Here is a 21,355-nt window from a genome sequence, read left to right as displayed (position 1 = left end):
GTCAGGGCCTGCTCGGTCACCGACACGTGCATCACGGTCCGCCGCCCGCCCTGCGATAGGCGGATGGCGAGGGCGTCGGCCATACGGCGGGGGCGGCTACGCAGGTCGGTGCTGTCGGGTTTGACCGCCAAAGGTTCCAGCCCGGGCTTTAGCTGCATCTTCAACTCGGGGTCGAGCAGCCCGCTGACGCGGCCCATCCCATCGGTGGTGTCGGAGATCGTCAGGTGCTGGCGTTCGGTCTTGGCCGCCGCCCGCGCCAGCCTCCCGTCCGGGTCGATCGTCGCGATGATGGTCTGACCGGCGCGGGCCACGTCCTCCACCGTCGACGCCGACGCCTGCGCCAACTCCACCAGGATCGGCTCAGCAAGTTCGGTCTCGGCGTCATCCAGATGCCGGGTGGCGGACGCGATCGTCGCCGCATACCCGAACGACAGACGGCCCGAGGCGAACAGACCGGCGGTGTGCGGCAGGCGCGGAAGTTGCCGGGAGAGTGTGACACGTTCCCCGGCGCGGGCGGTGCGTGACCCGGTAGCTGCCGCCAGCCACGCTCCGATCGACCGCCGCCCGAACAGGTGGTGGCCCTTCCCCGCTTCGGCTATCGGGAGGCGAGCGGCGATCGCGGCTTCGGCCAGATCGATCGCCCGGGCCAGGGCGACGATCTCTGCCATCGCCACCTCAACCTCGGCACCGGTCTCTGCACCGGTGCCACCACCGGCTCCAGTGCCAGCGTCAACACCAGCACCGGCCTCGGCCCCTGCGCTAACACCGGCCCGAGCGCCAACACCGGTCTCGGCCTCGGCTCCAGACCCGGTCTTGGTCTCGCCCGGCACCTTCCCCGCAGCCGCGGCCAGCCGCTCGGCACGAACCAGCAGGTCGATGACATCGCGCCCGGCCAGGTTCAGATCGGGCCAGTCCGCTACCCGGCTATCACCACCAGCAGCATCCGGGCCTGTGGCGTTCTGCCCATCACCGGCAGCGCTGCCTGCACCAGCGTCTCGGCGGTCGGTGGCAGTGCCCCGTCCAACAGCGTCCTGGCTATCCCGACCAACGCCCCGGCGGCCACCACCAGCGGCCGGGCCAGCATCACCGACACCCCGGCCATCAGCGCCCCGGCCATCGGCGGCGGCATCGCCACCGGACCACCGGTCACCGCCACGCCGACCCACGTTCTGCTGCCGATCGTCCCGACCGGCACGCTGGGATCCGTTCGACGATGGCTCGTGGAGGGTGGAGCGGCGGCCCTGCCAGATTCCGTCCCAGGCCGACAGGTCGTCACGGTCGTATTCGGGCCACGGCTCGTCCCGACCGGAAAGGGCACCGCCATCGCTTCCGCGGCGCTGCGACCCCTCCCCGCCGTCAGGCTTCTGGTCTTCCGGCGCGTCCGGGAGGCCGAGCAGCCGACGGGCCCACGAGTGCGTCGTCTCCGGCTCACCGCGTCGCCCACCCCGCCCGTCGGAGTGCGCCGTGGCGTCCGGCTGGCCGCGCCGCGCAGCTCGCTCGTCAGGGTGGGCCGGGTCGTGTGGGGCGGGATGAGTGGCTCCTTCGCGGCCGCCGGAGCTGCGGGCGTGATCGAGGAGCCCGACACTGCGAGCGCGGTCGAGGAGCACCGCTCCGTAGGAGTCACCGGAGAAATGATCCGATCCGATGAACGGCCTGTGCCGCCTGGACCCGCGCCGCCGCGGGGATGCGGAAGGCGCGTCGGACGGCCGGGACGGAGGAACGTCCTCCGGTCGGCGCGACAGCAGCACACCACCCGAAAGCATCATCTCTTCGCACCTCCCCTCCCGGTCTGACGGTCGAGCCTCTGCGAGGATATCGTTCACACGTTCGATAGGCAACTCTAAGTAGTCACGCTTGTACTATTTGTGACTACCGTGGAGGGCATTCCGATAGGTGGGCATTCGCGAGCGGCGACGCCACGCCGCCCACACGGGGCCTGCGACTGGGGGCGCGACTACGGGTCCGTGTAGCTGCGGGTCCGACGACGGACCCGTGCGGTTTAGGAGCGCGACCACGGGTCCGTGCGGCTGAGGGGCGCGACGATGGTCCGTGCAGGCGGCCGCGACCCGATGCCCCTTGCCGCCCTGGACTCACCGTCCGCCGAGAACCGCGAGGGCCGAGCGGATCGGCCATGACGCGCAAGCAGGTGCGGGGCCGTGAGCGGCACCAATTGGTGGACACGATCGGCTTGTTCTTGCGGGTGGTGGTGCACTTGGCCTCGCCGCAGGGCCGGGCGGGCACGTCCGAGTTCTGCCCGGTATCCGCGGAGTGTTTCCGCGTGTCGGCCTGGTGTGGGTGGACAGCGGCTATGCCAACGCCGTGGAGCGCCGGCCGGGAAGTGACTTGCCGCCGGGTTGACCATTCACGGCAGGCGCCTCCTGGGTCCAATGCGTCATGGCGGGGCGACCATCGCGAACGTGGCGGCGGCGTCAACGTGGCGGCGGCGTCCATGAAGAGTGAGAATTCGACTGCTACCCTTCCGACCTCTCTTCGAAGGTCTTGACCACGCCGGCCAGGGCGGCATGCACCTGATGCCGGTCATAACCGCGGACGACCACATCGAAAGCGGCTTCACGTACCTCGTCACGGGTGATCCCGTTTGCGTCGACCCTTGCCCAGATCGCGTCCACCTGTTGGCGGTCATAGCCGCGAAAGACCACGTCGAAGAGCTTTCTTCCCATTGGGCGATGGCCCCTTCCTGTCACATAAGCCCCGACAGGGGCTATATCCCTGTTCGGCTGATATCCAGCGGTTTCGGCAGGCTTACGAACATCGCGCGTTCCGGCGGATCGTCCTCAATGACCGGCCTTGGCATCCGATTCCCTTGCCGACGTCACCGCGGGGATCGATCCGTGACTGTGATCCTCATCTGCGAGGGCTGCCCGGTCAACGGCCTCTTCGCGCCACAGTCGCTGGCCTTCCGGGAAGAGTTCACATCGAAGGACTCACCTTCCCTCAGCTTCCGGCTTGCAGGGGGTGGGCCGCCGACCGGAGACGGTGCTCCGAAGCCATCTGAGGGCTGTCGTCGGCTACCGGCCGACTGCCTCACGCGGACCGGACAACGTCGGTACAGGCGCCCTCTCCGGCAGATCCGCGATCAGGTGGCGGAGACCAGCGTGCGCAAGGACTCGCGGTTGTGCGGCAGACCGGCGTCCCCGAACCACAGCAACGGGTTGGCGACGCCGCTCCAGTACTCGTCGTTGTCCACGATCGCGGAGAGGAACCGCCGCTGCGCCGTGGTCAGGGGCCGGCCCGGCGTGTGACGCTCCGTGAAGGCGCGCTTCAGCAACGGCCCCCAATCGGCGCCGACCGGGTAGGTGCTCGTCATCTGGGCCACCGCCAGAGCTTCGGGCAGGATCTCCTCGAAATCCCGCGTCCGACGCAGCAGCGCTTTGACGAGCCCGAACCGGAGCTTTCCATCCAGTTGCGGCAGGTGCTCGGTGAACCAGTCGTCCGCCGTGCCGGGATCGGCCAGCGCCCGCCTGATCTCCGCCAGCGCACGCGGATCCGGGTCCAGCGCGGGTGCCAGCGCGGCCGCGGCGCGTACGGACGGGTCCGTCGGCGAGGAACGCCTGCGGTGCGATGCCCCAGTTGCCCAGGGTCAGCGCGGCCGCCGCCCGATCCGCGGAAATCGCGGAGGTCGGGTGGCGCGCCAGGCGTTGCATCCGCTGGGCCTGCTCGCCGCGGAACTCGGCGAGTTCGGGCGCGAGCATGAGCTGCCCCATGGCACCGACCGCCGCCCGGCGCACCGTATCGTCCGCGTCATCGAGGAAGGGCAGTGGTTCCGATTACGGAGCGCGCGTCGATCATCTGGCGAGGGTACCCGCAGGGGTGACCGTGGCACGGGCCGGTTCTCGTCGCCAGACCCTCGGTGCGATCTCGACCAGGCCGCGATTCCAGTCGGTTCGGCCGTCAGACCTGACCTTCGGACCGGTCGGCGCACCGAAGGGAGAACCAGGCAGGTGCCGCACCCGCCGATGGCGCGGACGGCCAGGCTCCACGGGGCCCCCGAGCCTCAGCCCACTGAGAGTGCCGCGAAAACGACCAGCGCAAGCAGGAGCGCAAGCATGCCCCCCGCGATCGCCGACAGAGCGATCGCGGCGCCCTTTCCGTTCCATGGCTGCGGGGCGGGTCCGAGGGCGCCTCGGGAGTAGGCCCACATGGGGGCACGGTATTCGAGTTCGAGCGTCATCCCGGGCTGGAGCCAGATCATCAGGTCCGCCGGACCCATCTGTGGAGGAAGGAGGTACGGCAGGTGGAGGTGAAGGTGGTACTGACCGGGAGGAAGCGGGATGATGTTGCGGCCCCACCGGCCGAGCATCTGGTGGCCGTTAAGCATGATCTTTGGTGTGAGCACGGCCATCATGAAGCCGAGCCAATGCCGCTTCACATCGAGGACGAGATGCGCCGGTGCCCCGGGGGGAGCGGGTGGGGGCGGCTGACTCCATGGCGTATGTGGTGCCGGGGGGTGCATGGCGCTCATGCTACTGCTGTCCCGATTTATCGTGATCTGTCCGCGCGCCTTGCCCCCGACGGCTTGCTCCCGGCAGCTTGCTCACGGCAGGGGGCGAAGCGGCCGATTGCCCCCGGCAGACGGCGAAGCGGCCGGGCGCTCTTCCGAGCTCCCGGCCGCTCCGTCCTCTGCCGCGTTCAGCGGCTTGACCGCCTCATCCCCCGACGGAGACGGCCTCGGCCTCGAGCGTCGTCGCGACCGCGTTGATCACCGCCGCGACCTTGACGGCCTCCTGGACCTGCTCACGTGACAGGCCGGCGTTGCGGACGACCTTCTCGTGCGACTCCAGGCAGGTGCCGCACCCGCCGATGGCGCTGACAGCCAGGCTCCACAGCTCGAAGTCGAGCTTCTCGACACCCGGGTTGCCGATGATCGTCATCCTCAGCTTCGCGGGCATCGTGGTGTACGTCTCGTCACCGATGAGGTGCGTCGTCCGGTAGTAGACGTTGTTCATCGCCATGATGCTCGCGGCGGCCTTCGCCGCGGTGAACGCCTCGGCCGACAGATAGTCGGCGGCCTCGGCGGACACCTCGGTGATGACCTTCGGCGACCGCGTCGCCACGGCGGTGGCGAGCAGCGTCCCCCAGAGCTGCTGCTCGCTCAGCGACGACGTGGTGACAAGGGAACCGAGGTTGAGCTTGATGTCCTTGGCGTACGCCGGCAGGGCATCCTTCAGGTTGCCGATCCCCATCAGCCGGCCAGCAGCGTCTTGGCGTCGAGCGTCGCCTCGCCCTTGTTCCAGTTGCAGGGGCAGAGCTCGTCGGACTGGAGCGCGTCGAGGACCCGCAGGACCTCCTTCACGTTCCGGCCTACGGAGCCGGCGGTGACCATCGAGAACTGGATCTCGTTGTTCGGGTCGACGATGAACGTCGCGCGCATGGCCACACCGTCGTCGCCGAGGACGCCGAGCCCGGAGGACAGCTCGCGCTTGATGTCGGACAGCATCGGGAAGGGGAGGTCGCGCAGGTCGGGGTGGTTCTTGCGCCACGCGTGGTGCACGAACTCGGAGTCGACGGACACGCCGAGGACCTGCGCGTCGCGGTCGGCGAACTCGTCGTTCAGACGGCCGAACTCGGCGATCTCGGTGGGACAGACGAAGGTGAAGTCCTTGGGCCAGAAGAAGACGACCCGCCACTTGCCTTCGTAGGTCTTGTGGTGGATGGTCTCGAACGCGCTGTCAGCGTCCAGCGAGACGCAGGCGGTGAGCTCGTATTCGGGGAACTGGTCACCAACGGTGAGCATGTCAGACACCTTCCTGAGGACGACGTTGTCCTGCTCAGAGTGCCCCATCTACCATTGATATGAGAAATCGAGCAGTCGGACTAATCTGAGAGGTGATCCTTATCAGTGAGGCAGTGCCCACCATCGCTCAGCTGCGGGCCTTCCTCGCGGTGGCCAACCATCTCCACTTCCGGGAGGCGGCCGCGACCCTGCGCATGAGCCAGCCCGCGCTGTCGAGCGCGGTGTCCGCGCTGGAGGAGATCCTGGAGACCCGCCTGCTGGAGCGTACGACCCGGAAGGTCCTGCTGACGCCCGCGGGCGAGCGGGTGAGCGCGCACGCCGCCCGGATCCTCGCCGGTATCGACGAGCTGGTCAGCGACGTCGCGGAGACGCGCGAGCCGTACAGCGGCCCCGCCCATCTGGGGGTGATTCCCACCGTCGCCCCCTACCTGCTGCCGCTGCTGCTCCCCATGTTCGCCAAGGACTTCCCCCGTCTGAAGCTGACCGTGCACGAGGCCAAGACGGACACGATCCTCGAAGAGGTGCGGGAGGGCCGCCTCGACATGGTGCTGCTCGCCCTGCCCACCGACACCAACGGCCTGGTCGAGAAGCCGCTGTACGACGAGGACTTCCTGCTCGCCCTGCCGTACGACCACCCGCTCGCCGCGGGCACCGAGCCACTCGGCCGCGACGTGCTCAAGGGGCTCGACATCGTGCTTCTCAACCAGGGCCACTGCCTCCGGGAGCAGGCCATCGACGTCTGCCGCGAGGTCGGCACGAAGGCCACGATGACCACCTACGCGGCGGGCCTTCCCACGCTGGTCCAGCTCGTGGCGGGCGGCCTCGGCGTGACCCTCCTCCCGGAACTCGCGGTGCCGGTCGAGACCGGCAAGCGGGTGCGCATCGCGCTGCGCCGGTTCGCGCGCCCTCCCGGCCGCCGCATCGGCCTCGCCTATCGCGCCACGTCCCCGCGCGCCAGTGAGTACGCCCGGATGGCCGACACCGTTCGATCCGCGGTCCGCGCCAAGCGCCTCCCTGTCCGCCTCGTCTGACATCCCGGCGGCCGAGACTCCTCCTACGGCGACTCCGCGGCCGCCAGAGAGCGCCGGCGTCGCTCCACGAGGAGGAAGCGGACGACGACGAGGCCGACGCTCACGGCGGCCGCGGTCCACACGACCGTCCTCCCTATGGTCTGGACCACCTCGTTCCGGCCGGGCGGGAGCACGGCCATCTGTACGGCGGCGCCGACCGGCACGGTCAATCTCGCAAGCAAACCGATCACTCCCGGCCGCTTGGCGCACGCACCGACGGCACCCAGGGGCGCTCCGAGGACGACGCTGGCGACCCACCACACAGGCGACTCGGACAACTGCCCACCGTTACGGATGCCGTCCACGATGCCGTAGGCGGCCGTGGCCGCGAGCAGGGCCAGCGCACCGGCGGCGGCGCCCTGCGCCAGCGCGCTGGGACGGCTCGCCCTGGCGCGGGTGACCAGCCACCCCACCGCGACCGCCAAACCCGCCCAAGCCCAGCCGGAGTCGAGCAGCACGCTCATGATTTCCGCGATCGACCACCCGCTGGTGGTGTAGGCACGGCTTTCCAGGTCGGCGTTGCTGTGGGAGAGGGCGTTCACGAGGGAGGTCGCCGCGCCGAATCCCGCCCCGACCGCCAGGGCGATCACAAGAATCGCCATGGAACGGGTCACCCGCGAGCGGTCCTGTCGTCGATCACCGTGCCGCCGATCATTGGTCACGATGCCTTCCTACCGTAAATCACGCTTTGTCCGGCGGATGTCTCATGCGAAACAGGGACCAGCGCCGCCGAACCGGATCCGCCCGAAAGATCCATCGATGCGCCGGCGGTCCGTGGAGATCGATCCGCCGGCCGAGGTGCCAGAAGGCGTCTTTGCCGGACTGCCCGGACGCGAGCGGCGTGAGTGTGCTCAGCCCTGGCGCGTGGCTGTTTCGACGGCAGCAGCCGCCCCCCGGCCTGTCTCTGCCTCGCGCCGGGGGCACGGTGCATAGTAAGCGCCGGGACGTATGTCGCGAATTGGGCAGAAAGTGATGGAAGATGCTGAATGGGCTGGGGATCAGCGAGCAGGAGGAGGCCGTCTACGTCGAGCTGCTGCGACGCCGCCAGGCGACGGCCGGCGACGCGGCCGAGGTGCTGGATATGCAGATGGCGGTCGTGACAGCCGCCCTGGCCCGGCTGGTCGCGCTCGGCTTGGCCACCCGAGATCACAGCGGCGTGCACGTGGTCGTACCACCCGACATCGGGCTCGGCACTCTGATCGCGCAACGGCAGGCCGCGTTGCGGCAGGTCCAGGGCGAACTGGCGGAGCTCGTGGAGGTCTACCGGACGGGAGCCGCCGCGACCGCGGGTGAGATAGAGGTGCTCACCACGCCGGAGCAGGTCACCTCCTGGCTGAACATCTTGGAGCGCGGCGCCAAACGAGAAGTGCTGAACCTCTTCCGGCTCCCGTACGTACTCGACGTCGACCCCGATGATTCCACCAACGCGCAGGTCACCTACCGCTACGTATACGAGCGCGCCGCTCTCGATCATCCGCGAACGCCGGCCGGCATCGGCAAATTTCTCGAGCGCGGGTTCGGGGTCAGGATCGCCCCCGAGCTGCCCGGAAAAATGATCATCGTGGACCGGGAGGCGGTGCTGCTGCCGACGCTGCCCGACCAGACGAGCGTCCATCCCGGATTCCTCCTGGTCCGGGGGCAGGCCCTGGTCCACATGCTGGTGGCACTCTTCGAGCGGGTCTGGCAGGCCGCGACGCCCCTGCGGCTCACCTCCGCGGGTATCACCGAGGGGGTTCCCGCATGGGACGACGTCGACGTGATGCTGATGACATATCTGCTGTCCGGCATGCCGGACAAGATGGTGGCCAGCCGGCTCGGCACCAGCGAACGCACCGTACAGCGACGGATCCGCCGGCTCATGAAACTGGCCGGCACCCACAGCCGTATGCAACTCGCCTGGTACGCCGCCCAGTCCGGCATGATCCCGACGTGAGCCGATTCGAATGGCACAGGGGCGCCCCCGCCCGCCGAGCGGACGGAGGCGCCCCGGCCCATCTGGATCTGGCTACTACCGCAGCTTGTACGCGCGGGTCACGGTCTGCAGGACCGAGTTACCATCCGCGTCGACAGCCTGCACCCGCAGCGAGACGAACCCGCCCGCCTTGGCGGACTTGGGGTTCGTGATCGCGGCGGTGAAGGCCGCGTCACCGGTGGAGGCGACGTTCACCGGCTGCCAGGTGGCGCCGTCGTCGTAGGAGGTCCACAGCTTCGCCTCCGTGATCCGGGGGTTGGCCATGCCCTTCAGGTAGCGCATACCGAGCCCGACACGGAGCGGGCCGTTCACCGAGGCGCTGTTGGTCTGGTCGACATCGACGTCATAATCGACCGAAATGACCGGCAGCTGTGTCTCGCCCTCGGCATGCTCGGAGTGGAACGTCCAATCGGTGTTCACCTTGGTCGAGGTCGTCCACCACGGCTGGTCCCGCTGCACGTCGAGCACCACCCGGTACTCGGCGCGCTCCGGCACGGCCGGCCAGGCGAAGTCCGTCGACTTCGCGTACCCGAGCGCCTGTCCGTCCCGATACACCATGGCGAACACCTGGTCCCAGCTGGCAGAGCCCACGCTGAACTGGTTGGGCGCCGTGTCGGACAACCCGCTCACGCTCATCGAGGCGACATCGCCGACCCGGAGGGCCGCCCTTCCGTGTCCACTCGCCAGCGCCGTACGGACGACCGCCTTGTTCCAGTCACGGGACACCCGCTGACCGGCCTTGAGCACCGTCCAATCGGTCAACTCCGAGGCCGGCATGGCCTCCCACACGCCACCGATCCGCAGGAGCTCCTCTGACTCGAGGCCGGCCGTGACATATTCGGTGAGGGGAGGCCGCGGGATGACGGTCCGCTCGTTCACCGGGTACGCCATGCTCTGCATCGGCGAGTGCAACGTCCGGCCGTAGGAGGCCTCCGTACCGGGCGCCGAGGCGTGGAACGTCGACTGGACCGTGGCGAGCTCGTTGTCGCGCACCTGGTAACGCTGGTCGGCGGGGATGCCGCCCTGCCGATACTTCATCAGCGTGTAGGTGTACGGGTTCGCCGCCGTCCCCTTGAATTGGACCTTGGCCTTGCCGGCCAGCGCTGCCAGCCGGGCTCCCTCAGTGCCGGAGAGGGTCATCGCCGGGATCGGGGTGTCCTCCCGGTTCCAGGTTTCGCCAAGCCAGCCGTCAGCGGTGTCGAAGTGGTCGTAGACGATGATCGCGCGTGCCCCGGCCGCCGCGGCGTTGTCGACCTGCTGCATCTCGGTGAGGTCGTCGCCGCGCTTCACCAGTGCCAGGCCGCCCTTGACGGACTTCCCGGCGTACTCCTCCGGCCGGCCGGTGCCGGCGTCCACCACGGGCAGCGTCAGCGTGCCGTCGATGCGCGCCGAGCCTACCAAGCCACGGAAGTACGCCGGCTCGATCGGCCCCCCACCGGGGCCGACGATCCGCGCCTGGACGTCCGGCGCGGTGAGGTCCCACCCGACGCGCGACTCGAAGCTGTCGTTCTCCCGCTGCGAGGGGATGGAATAGACCCGCGTCTCGCCGCCGAGATGCACCTCGCGGCCGTACCCCTTCGCGTCCACCGAGTGCCGCGTGGCCAGACCCACCCGGACCCTGTTCGTCTGGGTCGGCTTCGGGGTGGTCATGGTGACCGGGCCGGCCGTGCTGCCGTCGAACGTGATGGTCTGGGGACCATCGATGATGATGTTCGGCTCCGCGCCGTAGGTGAACTCCAAGTGGCGCCAGTCGGCGCGGTACTCGGACATCTCCACCCCGAAGGTGTGCTCGCCGCGCGGCAGCCGCGCCGCGACCGTGCCGTCGTCACCGGGGTAGAGCTCCTCCGGAAAGTGCAAATTCTCCAAGTCGTAGTCGAGCACGGAAGCGAAGCCGGTGGCCGGCTTGCCGTCCCGGCCGGTCAGCTTGAACGTGACGTCGAAGCGTTCCACGTCCCTGACGAAGCCGACCGCGGTCGTCACGACCGCCTGGCCGTCGGCCGAGGTGGCGGTGACGTGCGCGCCGTGCGGCCCCTCCGCCGCACCCGCCGTGTCCACGGTGACCGGCACTTCGGCGGAGCCGTGCGCCGGCACGGTCACCGTCTCGGCGCCGAGCGTGAGCGTCCCGGCCGGCAGGTCCGCGCCCTTGGCCGCCAGCGTGAGCGTGACCGGCTGGTCCGCGTCGTTGACATAGCCGATCCGCTTGGTGACCGGATGCCCGGCGGAGTCCCAGTCCATCAGGCCGAAGTCGACCACGCCCGACCCGAAGACCGTCTGATTGGTAGCCCGAATCAGGTCGACCCGACCGGCGCCCTGGTCATACACCGACGCGTCGGCGGTCGTCTTCGCCGTGCTGATCAGCTGGCTCTTCAACCGCGCCGCGGTCCAGTCCGGGTGCTCCTGGGCGAGGATCGCGGCGGCGCCGGCCACGTGCGGCGTGGCCATGGACGTGCCGCTCGCGGTGGTGTAGTTGTCGCCCACCGGCGTCCCCATTGTGGTGCCGCTCGCACGGGCTGCGACGATCATTCTGCCGGGGGCGGTGATCTCCGGCTTGAGAGCGCCGTCCCCGCGGGGGCCACGGCTGGAGAAGTCGGTGACCGCGTCGGCGGAGTCGACCGCACCGACGGTCAAGGCCGCGTCGGCCGCGCCGGGGGTGCCCACGGTGGTCGACCCCGGTCCGCTGTTCCCGGCGGCGATGGTGAACAGCACGCCGGTCTCCTCGGTCAACCGGTTGACCGCCATGGCCATCGGGTCGGTGCCGTCGCTGCCTGCCCCGCCGCCGAGGCTCATCGAGACGACCTTCGCGCCCGAGTGGGCGGCCCACTCCATCCCGGCGATGATCCACGAATCCATGCCGGAGCCGTCGTCGGAGAGCACCTTGCCCACAGCGAGCTTGGCGCCGGGCGCGACGCCCTTGTACTTGCCACCGGACGCCGCGCCGGAGCCGGCGATCGTGGAGGCGACGTGAGTGCCGTGGCCGTGGCCGTCCTGCACCGTCTCGTCCGGCACGAAGCTCTGGCTCTCCGCGATCCTGTCGACCAGGTCGGGATGGTTCTGGTCAATGCCGGTGTCCAGCACCGCGACCTTGACGCCGGTGCCGTCGTACCCGGCCGCCCAGGCGTCGGGGGCGCCGATCTGCGGCACGCTCTTGTCGAGCAGTGCCTCTACCTTGCCGTCCAGCCACAGATGCTGGATGCCGCCCGAGAGCTTGGTCTTGGGCGTACCCGCCGTGGCGGTGTCGTCGGCGACCGCCGCCCAGAACTTGTCGCCCTGCTTCTTGTCCACGGTGACGGCCGCGCCGCGGATTCCCGGCAGGCTCCGCGTGACCTTGCCACCCTTGGGCGCGCTCGGCGCACCGGCCTTCTTGGCGGTGTTCTCCGGGTACCCCACGATCGTCGGGATCGACGCGCTGTGCGCGTCGTCATAGCCCTGAGCGATCAGCTGGGTGACGTTGAACAGTCGCTTGTCCACCTGGCCGGAGCCGACGAGCGACGCGGCCTCCTTCGGCATCACGTACACGTCATCGCCGACCGAGAAGGTGCGCAGGTCGCCGGCCGAGTGGTTGTTCGGGGTCACAGCGACCGAGACCGGCTTGCCCTCCTGGCTGGTCACGGTGACCTGGTCGCCGGTGATGAGGGTGACCCGCGCGGTGGTGGTCAACGGCGCCGGTAGGCCGGTGACCCCCGCGATGGGGGCCGGTGACTCGCCGTACGCGCTCCCGGTGCCGGCCACGACGAGCGTGGCGGCGATAGCGACGCTGAGCAGCGCCGTACTACGTCTGATGCGCATGTGCGATGGCTCTCCTTTACCGGTACGGGGGGTTCGGTACCGGCAGGGCAAAGCTTCGTTAAGGAGAGACCAACGACGCTACAACTGCGCCTGGCGGACAACGGACATGTCAGGTCATCGCCATCCACCGGTCCGCGCCCGGGTCCACGGGCGCACGACATGCCCCGGCCTGCCCCGCGGGCAGGCCGGGAGAGCGGTGGAGCGGTCCGGTAAAGCGGTGGAGGCCGGGGAGGATCAGAGGCGCTTGAGACGGTCCACGGCCTCGTCGATGACGTCGTCGCGCTTGCAGAAGGCGAACCGCACGTACCGCGCGCCGTATTCGGCGTGGTCGTAGAAGACCTGCGTGGGGATGGCGACCACGCCGGCGCGCTCGGGGAGCTGCCGCGCGAAGGCGAGGCCGTCGTCGAACCCGAGCGGCCGGATGTCGGCCTGGATGAAGTACGTCCCGGCGGGGCGGAGCACGTCGAAGCCGGCCGCGACCAGTCCCTCCGTCAGCCGGTCGCGCTTGGCCGAGAGGGACGCCCGCTGGGCGGCCACCCATTCCATCTCGTGCCGCAGGCCGTACGCGACGGCGAGCTGCCAGGGCGCGCTGGAGGTGAAGGTCATGAACTGCTTGACCGCCTGGACCGCGGAGACCAACGCGTACGGCGCGCAGACCCAGCCGACCTTCCACCCGGTCACGGAGAAGGACTTGCCCGCGGACGAGATGGTCACGGTGCGGTCGCGCATGCCGGGGAACGTCGCGAGCGGGACGTGCTCGACCCCGTCGAAGGTGAGGTGCTCGTACACCTCGTCGGTGATGGCGATCAGGTCGTGCGCCTCGCACAGGGCCGCGATGGAGGCGAGCTCTTCGCGGGTGAACACGGTGCCGGTGGGGTTGTGCGGCGAGTTGACGAGGATCGCCCGGGTGCGGGGCCCGACGGCCGCGGCCAGCTCGTCGGGGTCGAACGTGAACCGCCCGGCGTCCACGCGCAGCAGCACGGGGACGCGCGCGGCTCCTGACAGCGCGATCGCGGCGGCGTAGGAGTCGTAGTAGGGCTCGAAGACGATCACCTCGTCGCCCGGCTCGCACAGCGCGAGGACGGTCGCCGCGATGGCCTCGGTGGCGCCCACCGTGACCAGCACCTCGCCGTCCGGGTCGTAGCCGAGGCCGTAGTACTCCTTCTGGTGCTCGGACACCGCGCGCCTGAGCTCGGGGACGCCCGGGCCCGGCGGGTACTGGTTGAGGCCGCCGCGGATCGCCTCGACGGCGCGCCCCAGCATCGCCTCGGGACCGTCCGTGTCCGGGAAGCCCTGTCCCAGATTGATCGAACCGGTCTCGACGGCCAGTCTCGTCATGGTCGCGAAGACGGTCGTGCCGAACTCGCGCATCCGTGCCACCAGAGGCTCTCTCACGCTGGCAATGTACCGGGTGCCCCGCCCCCGTCCGGATCAGCCTGTGGACAACCGCCCCAGGCATGGCGGGAACCCCACCCGCGCGGGCAGACTGAGAGCCGTGACACGCGTAGCCCTGTGCCAGATCCCGATCTCCCATGACCCGAAGACGAACCTCGAAGCCGCACGTGAGGCGCTCGCGGAGGCCGGGGACGCCGAGCTGGCGGTGTTCCCCGAGGCCACGCTGACCCGGTTCGGCCGGGGGGTGACCGAGACGGCGGAGCCGCTGGACGGCCCGTTCGTGACGGGGCTGGCCGACGCGGCGCGGGAGTTCCGCACCGCCGTCATCGCCGGGACGTTCGAGCCGGGAGACGGCCGCGTGCGCAACACGGCCGTGGCGATCTCCGAGGAGGGCGAGCTGACGGCCGCCTACCGGAAGATCCACCTCTTCGACTCGTTCGGCGCCCGCGAGTCCGATCTGGTCGTCGCCGGCGACGCGCCCGTGGTGGTCGAGCTGGCCGGGCTCCGCGTCGGGCTGATCACCTGCTACGACGTCCGGTTCCCCGAGCTGGCCAGGGCGCTGGTCGACGCGGGCGCGGACACGTTCGCGGTCATCGCCGCCTGGGGGTCGGGCCCGATGAAGGAGGAGCACTGGGCGACCCTCGTCCGGGCCCGCGCCATCGAGAACACCACGTGGACGGTCGCGGTCGGCCAGGCGCCCAACCCCTCCGCCTCGGACGGCTTCGGGGTGGGCCGCAGCATGCTGGTCGACCCCCTCGGCGTCGTACGGCACGACCTCGGCCCCGGGCGCGCCGTGCGGACGGTGGAGATCGATCAGGCGTTCGGCGCCGAGGTGCGCGCCACGGTCCCCTCGCTGCTGCACCGGCGGGCGGACATTTTCTCCCGCCCGCCGGGCGAGGCCGCGCCCGGATCGTAAACTGTCGGTCATGACCGAGCCGGGACCCAGAACGCCGATGCAGAAGGTGATCCCGCCGCGGCTGCTCGTGCCGTGCCTGTCGGGAAAGCGGACGATCATCTCCGGATACGTGTACCGCGTGCGGGACTGCGACCGGTTCACCACGCCGGCGGCGCTGGTCGCCGCCCTGGACCTGCAGTTCGAGGGGTCCGATCTGGTGCCGGGGGTGCCCGAGCTGTACATCATGCGCTGGCGGGCGCGCGACACGGACAGTTACGTCGTCCCGTACGCCCCGCACAGGGGCGGGGACTGGAACGATGCACCGCCGTTCGCCGGCAACGGATACACCACGTCGCAGGACAGCGCGGTGCCGCAGTTCCACACGATGCCGATGCCGATCCCCGCCGGGGCCGAGATCATCCACCTGACCGGGAGCGGGGAGCGGATCTTCGCCCGGTATGACGGCCTGTCCTGGCGGCCCGCCGCGTGACCGGCCCTACGACCGGGCGCTGTCACGGGCGCCGCGGCATCACGCGGACGCGGCGGCTTTCCCCGGCATTCACAAGGGCATCCACCACGACTACGGAGCGGGACGGGTCATGAGCGACATCGAGCCGGTCGGGCTGGGCTTCGTCGCCGGCCACCGCGGCCAGGCGTACGCCGCCGCCATCGGTCCGGACAACGACGATGTGGTCCTGTTCAGCGAGTCGCCGGAGGAGGGCTTCACGCAGGCCGCGGGGTACTGGCGGCGCCAGGTCCCCCGCGCCGAGCTGGAGTGGCTCACCCTGCTCCGCACGGTCGGCGTGTACGGGGGCGAGCCCTGCGTGGTCCTGGACGAGGACGACACAGGCGACGTGCCGGGGCTGCACATCGCCTACGCGGGACACAGCGGCGTGCGCGCCGAGGCGCTGGGCTACTGGCTGGTGGACCACGGCGCCTACGAGGTCGTCGTGTCGCGCGACGAGGTCCAGTCCGTCCGGGTGGAGCGGATCTCCGTCCCCATCAGGCCCGACGCCGATCGGGCGGCGGGCGACGCGTAGCCGGGCCCGGTCAGGCGCCCAGCGCCCGGTAGCGGGCCAGCCGCGCGGCCAACCGGTCCTCGGCGGGCCGGGCGAGCAGGCCCGCGATCTCGTATTCGAGGGCCGCGGCCACCCGGCGGCAGAACGCTTCGGGTTCGTAGGCCGCGTCCGGCCGTTCGGCCACGATCCGGTCGACGACGCCGTCCCGCTTCAGATCGGCCGCGCGTACGCCCTGGGCGGCGGCGATCTCGGGGGCGAAGTCCACCGTCCGGTACAGGATCGCCGAGGCGCCCTCGGGCGGCAGCGGCGACAGCCAGCCGTGCTGGGCGCAGAGCACCCGGTCGGCGGGCAGGAGCGCCAGCGCCGCGCCGCCCGCGCCCTCGCCGAGCAGCAGGCAGACCGTCGGCGCGTCCAGCATGACGAGGTCGGCCAGGCAGTGGGCGATCTCGGCGGCGAGACCGCCTTCCTCGGCTGCCTTGGACAGCGCCGCGCCCGCCGTGTCGATCACCGTGACCAGCGGAAGGCCCAGCTCGGAGGCGAGGCGCATGCCCCGGCGGGCGACCCGCAGCCCGGCGGGCCCGAGTGGTCCTCCGGCCTTGAGCCGCCGCCGGTCCTGCCCGAGTACGACGGCGGGGACCGTGCCGAAGCGGGCGAGCGCCAGCAGCATGCCGGGGTCGTTCTCGCCGACGCCGGTGCCGTTCAGCGGGGTGACGTCGGAGGCGGCCAGTTTGAGCAGGCTGCGCACGCCGGGGCGGTCGTCGCGGCGGGAGCGGGTGATCGCCTCCCACGCCTCGGCCTCCTCGGCCCCATCCTCGGGCTCGGGCGGGAGGGCCAGGCCCGTCCTGGGCGCGCAGAGGACGGACAGCGCCCGGATGGCGATCCCCCTCGCGTCCTCCGCGGAGACGACCGCGTCCACCAGCCCGTGGGCGTACAGGTTCTCCGACAGCTGCACCCCCGACGGGAACGGGTAGCCGTGCAGGGACTCGAAGACGCGCGGGCCGAGGAACCCGATCAGCGCCTCCGGCTCGGCCGCCGTCACGTGGCCGAGCGACCCCCACGACGCGAGGACGCCGCCGGTGGTCGGATGGCGCAGATAGACGACGTACGGCAGGCCGGCGGCGCGATGGGCGGCGACGGCCGCGGTGATCTTGGCCATCTGAGCGAAGGCGAAGGCGCCCTCCTGCATCCGGGTGCCGCCGCTGGCGGGCGCGGCGAGGAGGGGCAGCCGTTCGGCGGTGGCGCGTTCGACCGCCCGGGTCAGCCGTTCGGCCGCGGCCACCCCGATCGACCCGGCCAGGAACGAGAACTCGCAGACCGCGACGGCGACGCGGCGGCCGTCGAGGGTGCCCTCCCCCGTGATCACGGATTCGTCGTAGCCGGTCCGCTCGCGGGCCACCCGCAGTTCCTCGGCGTACGGGGAGCCGGGCTCGACCGGGTCGGCGGGCGGCTCGTCCCACGACTTCCACGATCCGGGATCGAGCACCCGGCGGATCAGCGTCCGGGCGTCGGGCCTCGTCATCGCTCGCTCTCGGTCGCGGGGTCCGCGCCGTTCGAGGTCGCGGGGTCCGCGCCGTTCGAGGTCGCGGGCGTGCTTTCGGGCGACGACGCGCCGGGCTCGCTCTCCCGCGCGCGCAGCCAGCCGAGCACCGCGTCGTTGTCCTGGCCGAGCATCGGCGGCGCGACGTGGTGGCGGGCGAGTTCCCGGCCGGAGCCGGGGTCCTCGAAGCGCAGCGGCGGGCCGGGCAGCTCGATCGGACCGAGCACGGGGTGGTCCACCTCGACGAGGAGTCCCTGCGACCTGACCTGGTCCCAGGCGTACACCTCATCGATCGTGCGGATCGCGCCGGCCGGGATGCCCAGCTCGCCCAGGGAGGCGAGCCAGTACGCCCGGTCGTGCGCGGCGAGGGCCTTCTCCAGGTCGGCGATCAGGTCGTCGCGGTGGGCGAACCGCTGGGCGTTGGTGGCGTACTTCGGCGTGTCGGGGTCGATGCCGAGCAGCACGGCGAACTTGCGCCACTGGCCCTCGTTGGCGACGGCGACCTGGATCATGCCGTCGGCGCAGCGGAAGGCGCCGTAGGGGGAGATGGACGCGTGGTGGTTCCCGGCGGCCTTCGGGATCTGGCCGCCGACCGTCCAGGCGGTGCCGTGGTAGGCGTGGACGCCGACGACCGAGGCGAGCAGCGACGTGCGCACCACCTTGCCGCGGCCCGTCCGCTCGCGTTCGTAGAGCGCCGCGACGACGCCGTACGCACCGTGGATGCCGCCGAGCAGGTCCGCGATCGAGGCTCCGACGCGGTACGGCTCGTCCGGGGACGGTCCGGTGAGGGACATCAGGCCGGCCTCGCCCTGGGCGATCTGGTCGTATCCGGGACGGCCGCCTTCGGGGCCGTCATGGCCGAACCCGGTGATGGACAGGACGACCAGGCGGGGGTTGAGCTCGTGCAGCCGTTCGACGGAGAAGCCGAGCCGGTCGAGGACGCCGGTGCGGAAGTTCTCGATCAGCACGTCGCTCTGCCGGATGAGCCGCTCGATGAGCTCCTTGCCCTCGGGGGCCTTCATGTCCACCGTGATGGACTGCTTGTTGCGGTTGGCCGCCAGAAAATATGTGGATATGTCGTGATCTGGGCCGACGAAGGGTGGCCCCCAGCCGCGCGACTCGTCCCCTGAGGAGGGATGCTCCACCTTGATCACATGGGCGCCCAGGTCGCCGAGCATCTGACCGGCGTGCGGGCCGGCCAGCGCGCGGGACAGGTCCAGAACGACGATGCCTTCAAGTGGTCCCTGCAAATCGTCCTCCGCGTCGCGAACGGTTCCTCACGGCAAGCCTGCCAGGTCATCTCCGAGGGTGAACTGTCAGGTCTTGCCGACCACCTTCGAGATGCCCACCACTTTCGTACGACATCACCGCGCCCCGGCCTCGGGCGCGCCCGGCCGCGACGCGTCGACGTCGCCCCAGCCGTTCAGCGGCCTCCGGGGCATGCAGGTGTTCTACCGCTCAGGAAGGGTGATCGATCCCCACCGGGAACGCGTCGACGTTGACGACCACACGCACCGCCTCATCGTCCGCCTGGTCGCCTACGCGCTCCTGGAAGGCATCGAGCAGTTCTGTGACCTGACGGTTCAGCTCCTCCAGCTGTTCGAGGGTGAGCCGCATGCCGCGATGGGTGTGCAGGCTCGCCACGACCCACGGCCGCGGAACCGTACGCGATTCCTCCACCCAGCGGGCGAGTTCGGCCCCCCGCTGGTGGACGGTGGCGGTCGCGAGCGCATCCGCCGCCTGGGCGGTCTCGGGATTCCTGCGCAGCTCGTCGATGTCGGCGGTGAACCCCGTCGTCCGCCAGAAGCGTTCCTTGCCCTTGCCCTGTTCCGGGGCGTCCACGATGAGCCCGTGTGCCGCGAGTTTGCGCAGGTGGTAGCTGGTCACGCCGGTGTTCTCACCGACGCGGGCGGCGAGCTGGGTCGCGGTCGCCGCGCCGTGCTCCTCCAGCAGCTCGTACAGCCTCAGTCGCACCGGATGCACGAAGGCCTTCAACGCTCCGGCGTCCAGCTTGTTGTCCGTCATGTGTGCAGCCTTGTCTTTGCAAACGAATCTATGCATACTTCTGTTTGCACACATTCACTCTAGCACTTGGGTACCGCCATGAACTTTCGCTATCTGTGGGGCTCCTCGGCATCGTCGACCCTGGCCGACGGCATCCTCCTCGCCGGCGCGCCACTACTGGCGATCACCATGACCCGCTCCCCCAGCCTGGTTTCACTGGTGAGCATGGCGATGACCTTGCCCTGGTTGCTGCTCGCCCTGCATGCCGGCGCGATCGCCGACCGCCTGGACCGCCGCCGGATCATGGTGGTGGCCAACGTCCTGCGCGCCGCCGCGCTGGGAATCACCGCGGCCGCCGCCGCCTTCGACCTGCTGACCGTTCCCGTCCTGATCGCCATCATGCTGATCTGCGGAACGGCGGAGGTGTTCGCCGCCACCGCGGCCCAGTCGGTGCTGCCCATGGTCGTGCCCGCCGACAAGCTGTCCACCGCCAACGGCCGCCTGTTCGCCACCCAGACCGTGGGCCACAACTTCGCGGGGGCACCTGTCGCGGGGGTTCTCGTCGGCGTGTTGCCGGTGGCCGTTTTCGGCGCCCCCGCACTGCTGTACGGCGCGGCCGGGCTGCTGCTCCTGGGCATGCGCGGCCGGTTCCGCACGGAGAACGTTTCCACCAAGCCGCTGCGCGCCGACATCGGCGAAGGGCTGCGCTACCTCGCCGGCCATCGGGTCATCCGCTCGCTGTCGATCTGGTCAGGCATGGTCAACCTGGCGAATTCCGCCTTCTTCGCCGTGTTCGTCCTGTGGGCCGTCGGCCCGCACTCGCGCATCGGAGTGGAGCCCGGCCTCTTCGGCCTGGTCACCTCCGTCCTCGCGGTGGGGGCGATCCTCGGCTCGCTGGTCGCCACCCGCGTCGCCGCGATGTTCGGCGAGGGCCCGACGATCGTGGTCGCGTCGCTGGTGAACGCCCTCCTGCTGCTGATGCCCGTCCTGGTGCCGACCGTCTGGGCGCTCTTCGTCGCCGCCCCGATCATCGGCGCGACCAACACCATGACCAACGTCATCGGGATCTCGCTCCGCCAGCGGGTGGTGCCCGAGCGGCTGCTCGCCCGGGTCAACTCCGCGGGCCGCCTGATCGGGATGGGCGGGGCGCCGCTCGGCGCCCTGGGCGGTGGCCTGCTCGGTGAGCTCGCGGGGCTGCCCGCCGTCTTCTACACCGCCGTGGGGATCTGCGTGTCCGCCTCCGTTCTGCTCTGGCGGAACCTCGCCGCCGCGAAGAGCGCACCCGTTCCCGAGCCTGCGCCGGCCGCTGTTTAGTCAGGTGTCCACGAACCTTGGCCGGCCCGGTCTCTGCGCCTCGCCTCGCCGACCTGCCGATATACCGGCCGTATACGGATATGTCGGATCATCGCCCCGGGCACAGTCACCACCAATGGGGGCACCATGAATCGACCTTTCCGCGCCATGCTCGCCGCCGGCCTGACCCTCGCGGCGCTCGCCGCCCCGTCGGCCGCCTCGGCATCCGCTCAGCACGTAATCGATGTCAAGACAACCAAAATCTCCTACTTGCAGTATCCCGAGACCGGGAAGGCCAGAGCCCAGCTCCGGAACATCACGGTGACCTGGCGCAGGGACCGTACCGAGAAGCGGACCTGGGTCACCGTCTCCGCGCAGCTCCGCGACTCCGGACCCGGCGACGGCCACTGCGCCCGCATGATGCTGGCGACGGAAGTCAGCGCGTTCGAGCCCTTCAAAACCGCGGTCACCACGGAATGCAACGGAGTCTGGCGGACGAGAATGCTCGCCATGGAGCCCGGCTTCGACGATTTCGTCACCCTTGGGCTCTACACGTCGCCGAGCGCTGACAACAGGACCCTCAGGTCACTGACGAACCCCTGGGGGAAGCGGTAGATCACCGGGAGTGC

The 21,355-nt window shown here is 70.3% G+C and carries 20 protein-coding genes; 7 read left to right on the top strand and 13 right to left on the bottom strand.

Going from position 1 to position 21,355, the window contains the following annotated elements:
* From AWQ71_RS42615 to AWQ71_RS12175, 7 genes are all read right to left on the bottom strand, one after another.
* Nucleotides 1–668: DUF222 domain-containing protein (locus AWQ71_RS42615; RefSeq protein ID WP_169806552.1), on the bottom strand; the 668-nt coding region annotated here is incomplete at its 3' end.
* A gap of 248 nt (nucleotides 669–916) precedes the next feature.
* On the bottom strand, nucleotides 917–1,195 hold the full coding sequence (locus AWQ71_RS42610; protein ID WP_067131492.1) for a hypothetical protein: 279 nt from the start codon (nucleotides 1,193–1,195) through the stop codon (nucleotides 917–919).
* Between the two features lie 1,276 nt (nucleotides 1,196–2,471).
* The gene (locus AWQ71_RS12195; RefSeq protein ID WP_067131487.1) at nucleotides 2,472–2,681 is read right to left on the bottom strand and encodes a DivIVA domain-containing protein; all 210 of its coding nucleotides are present in this window, start codon (nucleotides 2,679–2,681) and stop codon (nucleotides 2,472–2,474) included.
* 416 nt (nucleotides 2,682–3,097) lie between these two features.
* Nucleotides 3,098–3,328: a hypothetical protein gene (locus AWQ71_RS12190; protein WP_157570304.1), complete on the bottom strand. Its 231-nt coding sequence runs from the start codon at nucleotides 3,326–3,328 to the stop codon at nucleotides 3,098–3,100.
* A 687-nt stretch (nucleotides 3,329–4,015) separates the two neighbouring features.
* Nucleotides 4,016–4,390 (bottom strand): hypothetical protein, encoded by a 375-nt coding sequence (locus tag AWQ71_RS12185; RefSeq protein WP_218001746.1) that lies wholly within the window; start codon nucleotides 4,388–4,390, stop codon nucleotides 4,016–4,018.
* Between the two features lie 277 nt (nucleotides 4,391–4,667).
* Nucleotides 4,668–5,204, bottom strand: coding sequence for an alkylhydroperoxidase, AhpD family (gene ahpD, locus AWQ71_RS12180; protein WP_067131482.1), 537 nt, complete (start codon nucleotides 5,202–5,204; stop codon nucleotides 4,668–4,670).
* Nucleotides 5,204–5,755, bottom strand: a complete 552-nt coding sequence (locus AWQ71_RS12175) for a peroxiredoxin (RefSeq protein WP_067131479.1) — start codon at nucleotides 5,753–5,755, stop codon at nucleotides 5,204–5,206. Before AWQ71_RS12175 ends, ahpD begins: the two co-directional genes overlap by 1 nt.
* 113 nt (nucleotides 5,756–5,868) lie before the next feature.
* Here AWQ71_RS12175 and AWQ71_RS12170 point away from each other — a divergent pair, with 113 nt between their 5' ends.
* Nucleotides 5,869–6,786 (top strand): LysR substrate-binding domain-containing protein, encoded by a 918-nt coding sequence (locus tag AWQ71_RS12170; protein WP_245658234.1) that lies wholly within the window; start codon nucleotides 5,869–5,871, stop codon nucleotides 6,784–6,786.
* 23 nt (nucleotides 6,787–6,809) lie between these two features.
* Here AWQ71_RS12170 and AWQ71_RS12165 read toward each other — a convergent pair whose 3' ends face one another.
* Nucleotides 6,810–7,427 carry a hypothetical protein gene (locus AWQ71_RS12165; protein WP_245658233.1) on the bottom strand — a complete coding sequence of 206 codons (618 nt, stop codon included), beginning with the start codon at nucleotides 7,425–7,427 and terminating at the stop codon, nucleotides 6,810–6,812.
* Between the two features lie 377 nt (nucleotides 7,428–7,804).
* On the opposite strand from AWQ71_RS12165, the gene AWQ71_RS12160 reads away from it, so the two are divergent.
* Nucleotides 7,805–8,758, top strand: a complete 954-nt coding sequence (locus AWQ71_RS12160; protein WP_067131473.1) for a helix-turn-helix domain-containing protein — start codon at nucleotides 7,805–7,807, stop codon at nucleotides 8,756–8,758.
* A 75-nt stretch (nucleotides 8,759–8,833) separates the two neighbouring features.
* Here the strand turns inward: AWQ71_RS12160 and AWQ71_RS12155 are convergent, their stop codons facing one another.
* Entirely contained in the window at nucleotides 8,834–12,583 is a 3,750-nt protein-coding gene (locus tag AWQ71_RS12155) for a S8 family serine peptidase (RefSeq protein ID WP_067131470.1), read from the bottom strand.
* Between the two features lie 234 nt (nucleotides 12,584–12,817).
* A complete protein-coding gene (locus AWQ71_RS12150; RefSeq protein ID WP_084258800.1) occupies nucleotides 12,818–13,978 on the bottom strand; it encodes a pyridoxal phosphate-dependent aminotransferase in 1,161 nt (386 codons plus the stop codon).
* A gap of 100 nt (nucleotides 13,979–14,078) precedes the next feature.
* On the opposite strand from AWQ71_RS12150, the gene AWQ71_RS12145 reads away from it, so the two are divergent.
* From AWQ71_RS12145 to AWQ71_RS12135, 3 genes are read left to right on the top strand one after another with little or no spacing between them, the layout of a single operon-like run.
* On the top strand, nucleotides 14,079–14,894 hold the full coding sequence (locus AWQ71_RS12145; protein WP_067131463.1) for a carbon-nitrogen hydrolase family protein: 816 nt from the start codon (nucleotides 14,079–14,081) through the stop codon (nucleotides 14,892–14,894).
* A gap of 10 nt (nucleotides 14,895–14,904) precedes the next feature.
* The gene (locus AWQ71_RS12140) at nucleotides 14,905–15,363 is read left to right on the top strand and encodes a hypothetical protein (RefSeq protein ID WP_245658232.1); all 459 of its coding nucleotides are present in this window, start codon (nucleotides 14,905–14,907) and stop codon (nucleotides 15,361–15,363) included.
* Nucleotides 15,332–15,913: a hypothetical protein gene (locus AWQ71_RS12135; RefSeq protein ID WP_245658231.1), complete on the top strand. Its 582-nt coding sequence runs from the start codon at nucleotides 15,332–15,334 to the stop codon at nucleotides 15,911–15,913. The genes AWQ71_RS12140 and AWQ71_RS12135 overlap by 32 nt, the downstream gene beginning before the upstream one ends.
* 10 nt (nucleotides 15,914–15,923) lie before the next feature.
* Here AWQ71_RS12135 and AWQ71_RS12130 read toward each other — a convergent pair whose 3' ends face one another.
* The 3 genes from AWQ71_RS12130 to AWQ71_RS12120 all read right to left on the bottom strand — a co-directional run bounded on the left by AWQ71_RS12130 (nucleotide 15,924) and on the right by AWQ71_RS12120 (nucleotide 19,454).
* Complete coding sequence (locus AWQ71_RS12130) at nucleotides 15,924–17,411, bottom strand: carboxyl transferase domain-containing protein (RefSeq protein WP_067131457.1); 1,488 nt, start codon at nucleotides 17,409–17,411, stop codon at nucleotides 15,924–15,926.
* On the bottom strand, nucleotides 17,408–18,679 hold the full coding sequence (locus AWQ71_RS12125; RefSeq protein ID WP_084258799.1) for a CaiB/BaiF CoA transferase family protein: 1,272 nt from the start codon (nucleotides 18,677–18,679) through the stop codon (nucleotides 17,408–17,410). The genes AWQ71_RS12130 and AWQ71_RS12125 overlap by 4 nt, the downstream gene beginning before the upstream one ends.
* A gap of 208 nt (nucleotides 18,680–18,887) precedes the next feature.
* Nucleotides 18,888–19,454 carry an ArsR/SmtB family transcription factor gene (locus AWQ71_RS12120; RefSeq protein ID WP_169806551.1) on the bottom strand — a complete coding sequence of 189 codons (567 nt, stop codon included), beginning with the start codon at nucleotides 19,452–19,454 and terminating at the stop codon, nucleotides 18,888–18,890.
* 78 nt (nucleotides 19,455–19,532) lie between these two features.
* Between AWQ71_RS12120 and AWQ71_RS12115 the strand changes: the two genes are divergently transcribed.
* The gene (locus tag AWQ71_RS12115) at nucleotides 19,533–20,747 is read left to right on the top strand and encodes an MFS transporter (protein WP_067131451.1); all 1,215 of its coding nucleotides are present in this window, start codon (nucleotides 19,533–19,535) and stop codon (nucleotides 20,745–20,747) included.
* Nucleotides 20,748–20,873: 126 nt separating this feature from the next.
* Nucleotides 20,874–21,341 (top strand): hypothetical protein, encoded by a 468-nt coding sequence (locus tag AWQ71_RS12110; protein WP_157570303.1) that lies wholly within the window; start codon nucleotides 20,874–20,876, stop codon nucleotides 21,339–21,341.
* The last annotated feature ends 14 nt before the right edge of the window (nucleotides 21,342–21,355 follow it).

The organism is Microtetraspora malaysiensis (genome assembly GCF_001528665.1).
Lineage (GTDB): Bacteria > Actinomycetota > Actinomycetes > Streptosporangiales > Streptosporangiaceae > Microtetraspora_A > Microtetraspora_A malaysiensis.
This window is presented reverse-complemented; position numbering and strand designations above follow the sequence as displayed.